The organism is Polaromonas sp. AET17H-212 (genome assembly GCF_002379085.1).
Taxonomy (GTDB): domain Bacteria; phylum Pseudomonadota; class Gammaproteobacteria; order Burkholderiales; family Burkholderiaceae_C; genus Polaromonas.
Genome location: NZ_NBZW01000007.1, coordinates 114645 through 126798, shown reverse-complemented (window position 1 = coordinate 126798; position 12154 = coordinate 114645). Strand labels below are relative to the sequence as shown.

Genomic DNA, 12154 nt, shown 5'->3' with positions numbered 1-12154 from the left:
CAAAAGCCACGCAGGGTCCGGTCGGCCAAGGCGGTTTACCTAACTTTACTGCGGCTTTAACGCGACTTGTTCCGCAGGGCGCACCATGAGGCGGTCATTGACGAAGGAGCCTCCATGAGTGACCGTACCCCCAGCCCTTTCACCACCGACGTGCTGGCGGCCAGCCCGCCAGCGGGCGCCGGTGGCTACACTGATCAGCCCGCAAGCACCCGCGCTGAGAGCCCGCCCATGACACAGCAACTCCTGATGATTGAAGACGACACCCGCCTGGCGACCATGGTGGGGGAATACCTGCGCCAGTCGGGTTATGGGTTCACCCACGCGGTCGACGGCGGCAAGGGCCTGGAAGCGCTGCAAAGCTGCAAGCCCGACCTGGTGATCCTGGACCTGATGCTGCCCGACATGGACGGCCTCGAAGTGTGCCGGCGCATCAAGGGCCTGGGCGGCGACGCTGGCCGCACGGCTGTGCTGATGCTGACCGCCAAGGGCGACCCGATGGACCGCATTGTCGGCCTGGAAATCGGCGCCGACGACTACCTGCCCAAGCCCTTTGAGCCGCGCGAGTTGCTGGCCCGCATCCGCGCCGTGCTGCGCCGTGGCGGCGAGGCCGCCAGCACGGGCGGCAGCCAGCAGACCCTGCGTTTCGGCTCGCTCGAGATCGACCGCGACGCGCGCACCGTGTCAGTCTCCGGCAAGCTCTGCGAACTGACCTCCTACCAGTTCGACCTGCTGGTGGCGCTGGCCGAGCGCGCCGGCCGCGTGCTCTCCAGGGACCAGATCATGGAAGCCGTGCGTGGCCGCGAACTCGAGGCGTTTGACCGCTCGATCGATGTCCACATGGGGCGCATCCGCAGCGCCATCGAGCTCGATGCGAAAGACCCCAAACGCATCCTCACGGTACGCGGTGTGGGCTACGTTTTTGCCAAGCAGCAGGACTAGGGGTTGCGTTCTGCCATGTGGTCCCGTTTTACCTCGCATCTCTATGTGCGCATCTGGCTTGCTGTGGTGGCCAGCGTGGTCATACTCGCTTTCCTCGTGGGGGCCGCCTGGCAGCTCAGCACCGACCCGCCCCAACTGCCGATCCGCGAAGTCCTGGTGCACAACCAGGCCGGCGAGCTCATTGGCAAAGCCCAGACAAGAGCTGACCGCAAGCCGGGCGACGGCATGGAATTTGACTTGGTGACCACGGATGGACAAGTCCTGAATCTCGAGCTGCCCAGACCCAAACGCCCCTCCTCCAGCCGCTCCTCCTGGAGCCGGGCGCCGTTCGGGTTTGGCTGGATGCTGGGCGTGGTCGCGCTGGCCGTCGCATTGGGTGCCTATCCCATCATCCGCCGGCTGACGCAGCGGCTCGAAGGCCTGCAGCGCGGCGTCGAGCGCTGGGGCAGCGGCGACCTGTCGGCCCGCATGGTGGTCCAGGGCAGCGACGAAGTGGCTTTTCTGGCTGAACGTTTCAACCACGCCGCGGAGCGCATCGAGACGCTGATGGAGTCGCAGAAAGCCTTGCTGGCCTCGCACAAATCACTGCTGGCCAACGCCTCGCACGAGTTGCGCTCGCCGCTGGCGCGCATCCGCATGGGCCTGGAGTTGATGGGGGGCGGCGCCGGCTCGACGCAGCGCGCCGAAATCTCGCGCAGCATCAACGAGCTGGACCAGCTGATCGACGAAATCCTGCTGGCCAGCCGGCTCGATACCAAACAGGCCGACGCCGAACCGTTCGAGGTGCTGGACCTGACCGGTCTGGCGGCCGAGGAATGTGCCCGGGTGCAGGCCACACTCGGCACGGCAACCCAGACCGAAAGCCTCACGCTGCAGGGCTCGGCGCGCCTGCTGCGCCGCCTGATCCGCAACCTGCTGGAAAACGCCAGGCGTTACAGCACCGGCGAGGTCAGCCTGGAGCTCGGGCACACCGGCGCGGGTGCGCAGCGGCGTGCCGTGATCCGCGTCAACGACCACGGACCAGGGGTGCCGCCGGACCAGCGTGAACGCATTTTCCAGCCCTTCTATCGCCTGCCGGGCGCCAGCGAGCGCGAAGGCGGCGTGGGGTTGGGCCTGGCGCTGGTCAAATCCATCACCGAGCGCCATGGCGGCAGCGTGCGCTGCGAGGACAGGCCGGGCGGCGGCGCATCTTTTGTGGTCGAGCTGCCGATGCCCGCTGCGGCCTGACGGAACCTTGCCCGGCGCGGTCTGCCTGCGCCCACCCCGGCATCGAAGCCGGCGCTCCCCAAGACCGCCGTACAGACACAGGGATAGGGACAGGGACAGGGACAGGGGTGAAGAAAAACTCATTTTGTAACGCCGTTACACACAAAAAAGCGACATTCCTCCCCCAAATAGGGGATGCCATTAAAACTATCTACCCTGTAAAGTAACGGAGTTGCTGTGACAACATCGACCGCTGAAAACAAAGGCAAAACAAAGGCAGAAGACTCGAAATCGATCAACAGATCATCAGTCTCAACGACGTCCCCCAAAGGACTTGGCAGGGCCACCGCAAGGTGGTCTTTTTTTTTGCCTGAACACACCTGCGGGACCGTTGCTCCCCGCCCGCGTTACCATCGCCAGCTATTTCATTGCAGGAGTTTTTGCGTGAACACCAACCATCCGGCGGCCCCTGTCAGTCAGGGCTTCTCCACCCCGGCCCCGGAGCGCCTGCCCATGCTGCCGGCCGAAGCGATGTCCGCAGCGCAACGTGCTGCGGCCGATGCCCTGATCGCCGGCCCGCGCAAGGCCGTGTTCGGTCCTTTCATTCCCCTGCTGCGCAGTCCGGCGCTGATGTCGCGCGTCGGCCAGGTGGGCGAGTACCTGCGTTTTGACAGCGTGCTGGACGTACGTGTGCGTGAGCTGGCGATGTGCCTGGTCGCGCGCCATGTGTCCAACCAGTTTGAATGGCTGATGCATGCACCGCTGGCGCTCAAGGCCGGCGTGGCGCAGGCCAGCCTGGATGCCATCGCGCAAGGCAGATACCCGCACAGCACGGCCCCCGACGAAGCGGCCATGGTCGACCTCGTGACCGAGCTGCTGCAGCACCACGGCGTCAGCGACAGTTCGTACGCTGCAGCCCTGGCGCTCTTCGGCGAGCAGGGCGTGGTGGAACTGACCACGCTGGTCGGCTATTTCACGATGGTGTGCTGGGTGATGAACGTAGCGCGCACACTGGGGCAGCCCCAGCCGGGCTTCAGCGCCCTGGCGGCCTTTCCGGCCTGAGCGTCAGCGTGACAGTGCCGCGAGCACCCGCGCCGCGCTGATGTCGTTCAGGCAGCGGGTGTGGCCGAGCGGGCATTCGCGCTCGAAGCACGGCGCGCAATCGAGCGGTGGCAGGTAGGCCGCATCGTTCTTCAGCCAGAGCACCGTGGCTTTCGCGTTCAGCGGCGGCGTGTGCAGCGGGCTCGACGAGCCAAAGATGGCGACCTGCGGCACACCAAAGGCCGCCGCCACATGCATCAGGCCCGAGTCGTTGCTGACCACCTGGCGCGCCGCTGCGATGGCGCACAGTGCCTGCACCAGCGTGGTCTTGCCGGCCAGGTTGATACAGGCACCGGGTCGCACCGCGTTGGCCGGCCCGGCGATCTCCTCGCACAGCGCCGCCTCCTTGCCAGAGCCCAGCAACACCACCGGTAAGGTCAGGCGTTGCGCCAGTTCGGAAAAATGCGCGGCCGGCCAGCGCTTGGCCGGCCCGTATTCCGCGCCCGGGGCAAAGACGTCGTAGCCGCCGCGCGCCAGGCCAAGCTCGGCCAGCGCTTGCTCGACCTCGGCCGCCGGCATCTGCAACTGTGGCCGGTCGGTGTCGAGATCGGTGTCCCCGCTGAGCGCCGAATAAAACACCACCATGGGCGGACGCTGGCCCTTGGCCGGATTTTTCAGGCGATGGGTGAGCAGGCCGATGCGCGCTTCACCGAGGTAGCCGACCCGTTTGGGAATGCCGGCCAGCAGGGGCAGCAAGGCGCTTTTCAGCGAGTTGGGCAGCACGTAGGCGGTGTCGAACTGGCCGGCCATCCGCTGCGCCAGCGCACGTCGCGCCTTCAGCTGCAGGCCGCCGTGGGCAAACGGGAATTCAATGACCTCGTGCACCTGCGGCATCGCGCGGTACACCGGCGCCACCCAGGGCAGCGCGCCGACGCTGAGCTGTTCACCGCGCGCGTGCAGGCGCCGCAGCAGCGGTTCGGTCATGACTGCGTCGCCTATCCACTGGGGGGCGACGATCAGCGACCTGCTAGTGGTGGCCACCGACGTGTTCGCCGGCTTTCAGGCGATACAGCGTGCCGCAATACGGGCACTTGGCCTCGCCGGTGCGCGCCACATCGAGGTAGACCTTGGGGTGGCTGTTCCAGACGGCCATCTCGGCCTTGGGGCTGGGGCAGAACACGCCACCTTGCGGGTTCAGGTCCTTGGCGAGCAGTTCAACGGTGAAAGAGGTACTCATGGTCAGACCTTGGCCAGCCAGCCGGCGTATTTGGGGTTGCGGCCGTTGACGATGTCAAAAAACGCGCTCTGGATTTTTTCGGTGATGGGACCGCGCGAGCCGGCGCCGATCTCGATGCGGTCAAGTTCGCGGATCGGCGTGACTTCCGCGGCGGTGCCGGTGAAGAAGGCCTCGTCGGAGATATACACCTCGTCGCGCGTGATGCGTTTCTGGATCAATTCGAGGCCGAGGTCCTTGCAGATGTGCAGGATGGTGTTGCGCGTGATGCCGTTGAGGGCACCGGCCGACAGGTCGGGCGTGTAGACCACACCGCCCTTGATCACGAAGATGTTCTCGCCCGCACCTTCGCTGACAAAGCCCGAGGCGTCGAGCAGCAGGGCTTCGTCGTAACCGTCGTCCAGCGCTTCCATGTTGGCGAGGATGGAGTTGGTGTAGTTGCTGACCGCCTTGGCCTGCGTCATCGTGATGTTGACGTGGTGGCGTGTGTAGCTGGAAGTTTTCACGCGGATGCCGCGCCGCATGCCTTCTTCGCCGAGGTAGGCGCCCCAGGCCCAGGCCGCGACCATCAGGTGGATGGTGTTGCCCTTGGGGCTGACGCCGAGTTTTTCCGAGCCGATCCAGGTCAGCGGCCGCAGGTAACAGCTTTCCAGCTTGTTGTCGCGCACCACGGCCTTTTGCGCTTCCATGACCTCTTCCTGGCTGAAAGGAATTTTCATGCGCAGGATCTTGGCGCTGTTGAACAGGCGCTCGGTGTGTTCCTCGAGCCGGAAGATGGCCGTGCTGCCGTCGGCCGTCTTGTAGGCACGCACGCCTTCGAAGGCGCCGCAGCCGTAATGCAGGGTGTGGCTCAGGACGTGGATTTTGGCGTCACGCCATTCGACCATCTGGCCATCCATCCAGATTTTGCCGTCGCGGTCTTCCATGGAGGGTGCTACTGGGGACATGGTGCTGATCCTGTGATGAATGTCGTGAAAGGGTTCCCGGCATCTGGCCTGCTGCCGGCGGGGCCGGCAAACCTGCCGAAAAACCCGAAACGCTGATTTTACGGGCCGGGCGGCGGGCCCTCGGCGGCCGGCAGCGAATCCGTCACCGGCGGCCTGAAAAGTTCATGCTGCGCCAGCTTGCCGCCGACAAAGGTGCAGGTGACATGCGACTGGCCGCCATCGGTCCAGCGGAACACCTCGGGTTGCGCGTCCTTGTCGGATTGCAGCGCGCCCAGGCTTCGGGTCATGGCCACCACATGCAGCAGCGTCATGCCCGGTTTGAGCTTGGCATTGAGCATGACGGCGCTGTCGACATAACCGATGGGCCGGTTGGCCGCGCGCCTGAGCACCTGCATCATGCGGGTGAAGTGGAGCAGCAGCCACATCATCAGGCCGCCGACCGCAGCCGCCACACCGGCCCAGCCAAACCCGCGGTAAGCCAGCACCACCACGGCGACGCCGGCAATCGGAACAAGAATTTTCTGGAAGTTCATGGCGCTATTTTCGCAGCCACCGGCCGCCTCCCGGCTGCGGGGAGTGCGTACGGGCTTCCGCACGGCCATCGTCACTTGGTATTTTCAAGCAAAATTGGCCTTCAGCCCAGACAGGTTGGGCGCTAATAGCTATCTATTTGATAGCATTTCATTCGCCGCACCATGGCGGATCCCGCTACGCGAGGCTTCGCACCACCTCGATCGCCTGCTCCACACGTTCGACCGCATGGATGGTCAGGCCTTCGATGGGCTTTTTCGGCGCATTGGCCTTGGGCACCACGGCTACGCTGAAGCCCAGCTTGGCCGCTTCCTTGAGCCGCTCCTGGCCACGCGGCGCGGGCCGCACCTCACCGGCCAGCCCGACCTCGCCAAAGGCGATGAAACCCTTGGGCAGCGGCTTGCCGCGCAGGCTGGAGGTGATCGCCAGCAGCACCGACAGATCAGCCGCCGGCTCGCTGATGCGCACGCCGCCGACCGCGTTGACAAACACGTCCTGGTCCATGCAGGCAATGCCGGCGTGGCGGTGCAGCACCGCCAGCAGCATGGCCAGGCGGTCGCGGTCCAGGCCCACCGACAGGCGGCGCGGACTCGGGCCGCCGCTGTCGACCAGCGCCTGGATTTCCACCAGCAGCGGACGCGTGCCCTCCAGCGTCACCAGCACACAGCTGCCCGGCACCGGCTCGCTGTGCTGGCTCAGGAAAATGGCACTGGGATTCGTCACGCCTTTCAGGCCTTTTTCGGTCATGGCAAACACGCCGATCTCGTTGACCGCACCAAAGCGGTTCTTGATCGCGCGCACCAGGCGAAAACTGGAATGCGTGTCGCCCTCGAAATAGAGCACGGTATCCACCATGTGTTCAAGCACACGCGGACCGGCGAGCGCGCCTTCCTTGGTCACATGGCCGACCAGAATGATGCAGACGCCGCTGGACTTGGCGGCACGTGTCAGGTGAGCCGCACATTCGCGCACCTGGGCGACCGAGCCCGGCGCCGACGTGAGCTGCTCGGAATACACGGTCTGGATGGAATCGATCACGGCCACGGCCGGCCGCGTGGCCTCCAGCGTGGCGAGGATTTTCTCGAGCTGGATCTCCGCCAGCACCTTGACCTGCGAGCCGTCCAGCCCGAGCCGGCGCGAACGCAGCGCGACTTGGGCGCCGCTTTCTTCACCAGTGACATACAGGGTGTCGAGTCCGGCGCGCTGCAGCGAATCGAGCGCCTGCAGCAGCAAGGTGGACTTGCCGATGCCCGGGTCGCCGCCGATCAGCACCACGCCGCCTTCGACAATGCCGCCGCCGAGGACGCGGTCCAGTTCCTCGTGGCCGGTCGGGGTGCGCGCCATGTCGGTGGCTTCGATGTCGGCCAGGGTCGCGACTTCCGACGGTTTGGCCAGCGAGGCAAAACGGTTTTTCATCGGCGAGGGGCTCTCCGCGACCGACTCGATCAGCGTGTTCCAGGCGCCGCAATGCGGGCACTTGCCCAGCCATTTGGGGCTGGTGCCGCCGCATTCGGTGCAGGTGTAAATCGTCTTGTCTTTGGCCATGCGGCGATATTACTGTACTTATTCACAGTACGGGTAACTCCCAGCAAGCAGGGGATGGGCAGGAAAGCGTCATTTCATTTAACATGTTAAATAATTTCGCTGCCCTGCATGACTACCCCTTTTACCCACCGCAACCTGCCCCGCCTGCTGTTGCAGGCGCGCGAGTCCGTGATGGCGCATACCCGGCCGCGCCTGCGCGAGCACGCACTGAGCGACCAGCAATGGCGTGTGTTACGGGTGCTCGGCGAACACGGCGTGGTCGAAACCGGCAAGGTTGCGCGCGAGGCTTTCATCCTCGGCCCCAGCCTGACCGGCGTGCTGACCCGCATGGAACGCGACGGCCTGATCCGCCGCGCGCGGGACCCGGCCGACCAGCGCCGTACTGTGGTCGAGGCGACGGACAAAGGCATGCAGCTGGTCGACACCCTGTCGCAGACGATTGAGGCGCACTACGCCTGGATGGAAAAGACCTTGGGCAAACAGAGCCTGGCACAGCTGTACGAACTGCTCGACAAAGTGATTGCACTGGAGCAGCCATGAGCTTCATGCCATCCGGCACGGTTTACGGCACGCTGCTGAACTTCCGCGTGGAGGTCGAGGCGCTGGCACCGCAGATGAACCAGCCGCCCTACAAGGCGCCGCCCCAGGCGCCGGTTCTGTATGTCAAGCCGGCCAACACCTGGAGCGCCAGCGGCGCCAGCATCCCGGTGCCGGCTCGGGTCCCCGAGGTCGAAGTCGGCGCCAGCATCGCCATGGTGATGGCTGAGGCCGGCGCAGTGGCGGGCTACGTGCTGGTGAACGACCTGTCGATTCCGCACGCCAGCTTTTTCCGGCCGCCCGTCAAGTTCAAATGCCTGGACGGCTTTCTCGGCATTGGCGAGCGCCTGGTGCCGGCCAGCGAAGCTGGCAATCCTTCGGGCTTCACTCTGGAAGTACGCATCAATGGCGAGCTCAAACAAACCGTTAACTTCAGCCACCTGGTGCGCGACGCCGCCCGGCTGCTGGCCGATGTCGGCGCCTTCATGACGCTGCGCCCCGGCGACGTGCTGATGCTGGGCTGCGATGCGGGCCGGCCGCTGGCCAAAGTGGGTGACCGCATGGACATCACGGCACCGGGATTCGGGTTGCTGAGCAACACGCTGGTGGCGGAGGCGTCATGAAGCACGCCCGCGTTGTGTACGAAGGCAGGGCACAACACGCCGTCGAGCGCGACGGCCGACTGCTGCTCGATGACGGTCGACTCGTCAGTGAAGATACCGTCACCTGGCTGCCGCCGCTGGCGGCCACGCCGCGTCCGCGCACCATTCTTGCGCTGGGCCTGAATTACGCCGACCACGCGAAAGAACTCGCATTCAAGGCGCCCGAAGAACCGCTGGTGTTCATCAAGGGCGAGGGCACGCTGACCGGCCACCGGCAGTTCACACGCCGGCCGGTCGGTGTGCAGTTCATGCATTACGAGTGTGAACTCACGGTGGTCGTCGGCCGGACGGCCAAAAAGGTCCAACGCGCCGACGCGTACGACTTCATCGCCGGCTACACCATTGCCAACGACTACGCGATCCGCGACTACCTCGAAAACTGGTACCGGCCGAATCTGCGCGTGAAAAACCGCGACGGCTGCACGCCGCTCGGGCCCTGGCTGGTCGATGCGGCAGACATCGCCGACCCGATGGCACTGGCCCTGCAGACCACCGTCAACGGCGAAGTCACGCAGTCCGGCAACACGCGCGACATGATTTTCGACGTGCCGTTTTTAATCGAGTATTTCAGCAACTTCATGACGCTGCAGCCCGGCGACCTGATCCTGACCGGCACACCCGACGGCGTGGTCGATTGCCGGAGCGGCGATGTGGTTGTCACCCGCATCGAGGGCCTGGGCGAACTTTTCAACACGATTGAATGAACATGAAAATAGATCACCTCATCAATGGCAAGACCGTCGCCGGCAGCAGCTATTTCGAAACCGTCAACCCCGCCACACAGGACGTGCTGGCCGAAGTCGCTGCGGGCGGCGAAGCCGAAGTCAACGCCGCCGTCGCCGCCGCGAAAGAGGCCTTCCCGAAGTGGGCCGGCATGCCGGCACCACAACGCGCAAAACTCATCCGCAAGCTCGGCGACCTGATTGCCGCGCAGGTGCCCGAGATCGCGCAGATGGAGACCAACGACTGCGGCCAGGTGATTGCGCAAACCGGCAAGCAGCTGATTCCGCGCGCAGCCGACAATTTCTATTATTTTGCCGAGATGTGCACGCGTGTCGACGGCCACACCTACCCGACCGAAACCCACCTGAACTACACGCTGTACCACCCGACCGGCGTCTGTGCGCTGATCTCGCCGTGGAACGTGCCCTTCATGACGGCCACCTGGAAGGTCGCGCCCTGCCTGGCGTTTGGCAACACCGCGGTGCTGAAGATGAGCGAGCTGTCGCCGATGACGGCGGCGCGTCTCGGAGAACTTGCGCTGGAAGCCGGCATACCACCGGGCGTGCTCAACATCGTGCATGGCACCGGCAAGGAAGCCGGTGAGCCGCTGTGCCGCCACCCCGATGTACGCGCGATCTCTTTCACTGGCTCGACCGCCACCGGCAACCGCATCGTGCAGGCCGCCGGCCTGAAAAAATTCAGCATGGAACTGGGCGGCAAATCACCGTTCGTGATTTTTGAGGACGCGAACCTCGAACGCGCCCTTGATGCTGCGGTGTTCATGATTTTTTCCAACAACGGCGAACGCTGCACCGCCGGCAGCCGCATCCTGGTGCAGCAGTCGATCTACGCCGACTTCACTGCGAGGTTCGTGGAACGCGCCAAACGCATCAAGGTCGGCGATCCACTCGACGAAGCCACCACCATTGGCCCGATGGTTTCACAGGCCCACCTGGCCAAGGTGCGCAGCTACATCGAGTTGGGCCCGAAAGAGGGCGCGACGCTGCTGTGTGGCGGGCTGGGCGCGCCGGACCTGCCGGAGCGCGTGAAAAAAGGCAATTACGTGCTGCCCACGGTGTTTGCCGATGTCGACAACCGCATGCGGATTGCCCAGGAAGAAATCTTCGGCCCGGTCGCCTGCCTGATCCCGTTCAGGGACGAAGCCGACGCGATCCGCCTGGCCAACGACACGCAATATGGCCTGTCGAGTTATGTCTGGACCGAGAACCTCGGCCGCGCCCATCGGGTGGCCGCGGCCGTCGAAGCCGGCATGTGTTTCGTCAACAGCCAGAACGTGCGCGATTTGCGCCAGCCGTTTGGCGGCACCAAGGGTTCGGGGACCGGGCGCGAGGGCGGCACCTGGAGTTACGAGGTGTTCTGTGAACCCAAGAACGTCGCCGTGTCACTGGGAAGTCATCACATCCCGCATTGGGGAGCCTGAACATGGGAACACTGGCTCTCGCCGCCAAAATCACCCACGTGCCTTCGATGTACCTCAGCGAGCTGGACGGCCCGCGCCAGGGCACGCGGCAGGACGCGATTGATGGGCACCGGGAAATTGACCAGCGTTGCCGCGCCCTGGGCGTGGACACCCTCGTGGTGTTCGACACCCACTGGCTGGTCAATGCGAACTACCACATCAACTGCGCGCCGCACTTCAAGGGCCTGTACACCAGCAACGAGCTGCCGCACTTCATCAGCAACATGGGCTTCGAGTTTCCGGGCAACCCGGCACTAGGCCAGTTGCTGGCCAGCGTCTGCAATGCGCACGGCGTGGAAACCCTGGCACACGACGCCACCACCTTGAACCCGGAGTACGGCACGCTGGTGCCCATGCGTTACATGAACGCCGACCAGCACTACCAGGTGGTGTCGGTCTCGGCGCTGTGCCAGGCGCATTACCTGAACGACAGTGCACGCCTGGGCTGGGCCATGCGCCGCGCGATTGAAGACGAGTACGACGGCACGGTGGCCTTTTTTGCCAGCGGCTCGCTGTCGCACCGCTTTGCGCAGAACGGCCTGGCGCCCGACTACGCCTTCAAGGTCTGGAGCCCCTTCCTCGAACACCTCGACCATGAGGTGGTGCGCATGTGGCAGCGCGGCGACTGGAAGGACTTCTGCGCCATGTTGCCCGAGTACGCCGCCAAGGGCCATGGCGAAGGCTTCATGCACGACACCGCCATGCTGCTGGGCGCGCTGGGCTGGTCCGACTACGACGGCCAGGCCGAGGTCATCACGCCCTACTTCGGCGCCTCGGGCACGGGGCAGATCAACGCGGTGTTTCCGGTCACGCCACAAACCGGTGCCGCCATTCCCGCCGCGCAGGCCTCGTCCGCGCACGGCTACCAGGCCGCGAGCCGGCTCTGACCAAACAAGACACCATGCCCCATCTCGTCATCCTCTACACCCCCAACCTCGAGACCACCACCGACATGACGGCGCTGTGCCGCGCGCTGGCCGACACCATGCTCGCCGTGCAGGACGACGAAGGCAAACAGGTCTTCCCCACCGGCGGCACGCGGGTGCTGGCCTACCCGGCCGCGCATTACGCGGTGGCCGACGGGAAGCAGGACTACGCCTTTGTCTACCTGAACCTGCGCATGGCCGCCGGTCGCTCGGACGCTACTAAAAAGAGAGCTGGCGACGCTTTGCTGGCGATGGCTACAGCCCACTTTGGCTCCTTGATGAAGAATCGGCTGATCGGCATCACGCTGCAAGTGGACGAAAGCCCCGGGCAGGTCTACGACGGCAAACACAGCAATCTCCATCCGCTCTTTCAGACCACCTGA

The 12154-nt window shown here is 64.9% G+C and carries 14 protein-coding genes; 9 read left to right on the top strand and 5 right to left on the bottom strand.

Annotated features, from left to right (window positions below; all coding sequences use genetic code 11):
- Positions 1–228 precede the first annotated feature (228 nt).
- From B7G53_RS08300 to B7G53_RS08290, 3 genes are all read left to right on the top strand, one after another.
- The gene (locus B7G53_RS08300) at positions 229–939 is read left to right on the top strand and encodes a response regulator transcription factor (RefSeq protein ID WP_096666417.1); all 711 of its coding nucleotides are present in this window, start codon (positions 229–231) and stop codon (positions 937–939) included.
- 15 nt (positions 940–954) lie between these two features.
- Positions 955–2166 carry an ATP-binding protein gene (locus tag B7G53_RS08295; RefSeq protein ID WP_096666325.1) on the top strand — a complete coding sequence of 404 codons (1212 nt, stop codon included), beginning with the start codon at positions 955–957 and terminating at the stop codon, positions 2164–2166.
- A gap of 423 nt (positions 2167–2589) precedes the next feature.
- Entirely contained in the window at positions 2590–3207 is a 618-nt protein-coding gene (locus tag B7G53_RS08290) for a carboxymuconolactone decarboxylase family protein (protein ID WP_096666322.1), read from the top strand.
- A gap of 3 nt (positions 3208–3210) precedes the next feature.
- Here B7G53_RS08290 and waaF read toward each other — a convergent pair whose 3' ends face one another.
- The 5 genes from waaF to radA form a co-directional block, all read right to left on the bottom strand.
- A complete protein-coding gene (gene waaF / locus B7G53_RS08285) occupies positions 3211–4227 on the bottom strand; it encodes a lipopolysaccharide heptosyltransferase II (RefSeq protein WP_255249945.1) in 1017 nt (338 codons plus the stop codon).
- Complete coding sequence (locus tag B7G53_RS08280) at positions 4214–4423, bottom strand: zinc-finger domain-containing protein (RefSeq protein ID WP_096666316.1); 210 nt, start codon at positions 4421–4423, stop codon at positions 4214–4216. Before B7G53_RS08280 ends, waaF begins: the two co-directional genes overlap by 14 nt.
- 2 nt (positions 4424–4425) lie before the next feature.
- Positions 4426–5367 carry a branched-chain amino acid transaminase gene (locus tag B7G53_RS08275; protein WP_096666313.1) on the bottom strand — a complete coding sequence of 314 codons (942 nt, stop codon included), beginning with the start codon at positions 5365–5367 and terminating at the stop codon, positions 4426–4428.
- Positions 5368–5465: 98 nt separating this feature from the next.
- Positions 5466–5900: a glycerate kinase gene (locus B7G53_RS08270; RefSeq protein ID WP_096666310.1), complete on the bottom strand. Its 435-nt coding sequence runs from the start codon at positions 5898–5900 to the stop codon at positions 5466–5468.
- A 175-nt stretch (positions 5901–6075) separates the two neighbouring features.
- Positions 6076–7443, bottom strand: a complete 1368-nt coding sequence (gene radA / locus B7G53_RS08265) for a DNA repair protein RadA (protein ID WP_096666307.1) — start codon at positions 7441–7443, stop codon at positions 6076–6078.
- Positions 7444–7551: 108 nt separating this feature from the next.
- On the opposite strand from radA, the gene hpaR reads away from it, so the two are divergent.
- Genes hpaR through B7G53_RS08235 form a run of 6 tightly spaced genes read left to right on the top strand, consistent with a single transcriptional unit; the run spans position 7552 to position 12154 of the window.
- Positions 7552–7983, top strand: coding sequence for a homoprotocatechuate degradation operon regulator HpaR (hpaR, locus tag B7G53_RS08260; protein WP_096666304.1), 432 nt, complete (start codon positions 7552–7554; stop codon positions 7981–7983).
- Positions 7980–8603, top strand: a complete 624-nt coding sequence (locus tag B7G53_RS08255; RefSeq protein WP_096666301.1) for a fumarylacetoacetate hydrolase family protein — start codon at positions 7980–7982, stop codon at positions 8601–8603. The genes hpaR and B7G53_RS08255 overlap by 4 nt, the downstream gene beginning before the upstream one ends.
- Positions 8600–9346, top strand: coding sequence for a fumarylacetoacetate hydrolase family protein (locus B7G53_RS08250; RefSeq protein WP_096666299.1), 747 nt, complete (start codon positions 8600–8602; stop codon positions 9344–9346). The genes B7G53_RS08255 and B7G53_RS08250 overlap by 4 nt, the downstream gene beginning before the upstream one ends.
- Positions 9347–9348: 2 nt before the next feature.
- Positions 9349–10806 carry a 5-carboxymethyl-2-hydroxymuconate semialdehyde dehydrogenase gene (gene hpaE, locus B7G53_RS08245; protein ID WP_096666296.1) on the top strand — a complete coding sequence of 486 codons (1458 nt, stop codon included), beginning with the start codon at positions 9349–9351 and terminating at the stop codon, positions 10804–10806.
- Positions 10807–10808: 2 nt separating this feature from the next.
- Positions 10809–11732 carry a 3,4-dihydroxyphenylacetate 2,3-dioxygenase gene (gene hpaD, locus B7G53_RS08240; protein WP_096666293.1) on the top strand — a complete coding sequence of 308 codons (924 nt, stop codon included), beginning with the start codon at positions 10809–10811 and terminating at the stop codon, positions 11730–11732.
- A gap of 14 nt (positions 11733–11746) precedes the next feature.
- Positions 11747–12154 (top strand): 5-carboxymethyl-2-hydroxymuconate Delta-isomerase, encoded by a 408-nt coding sequence (locus tag B7G53_RS08235; protein ID WP_096666290.1) that lies wholly within the window; start codon positions 11747–11749, stop codon positions 12152–12154.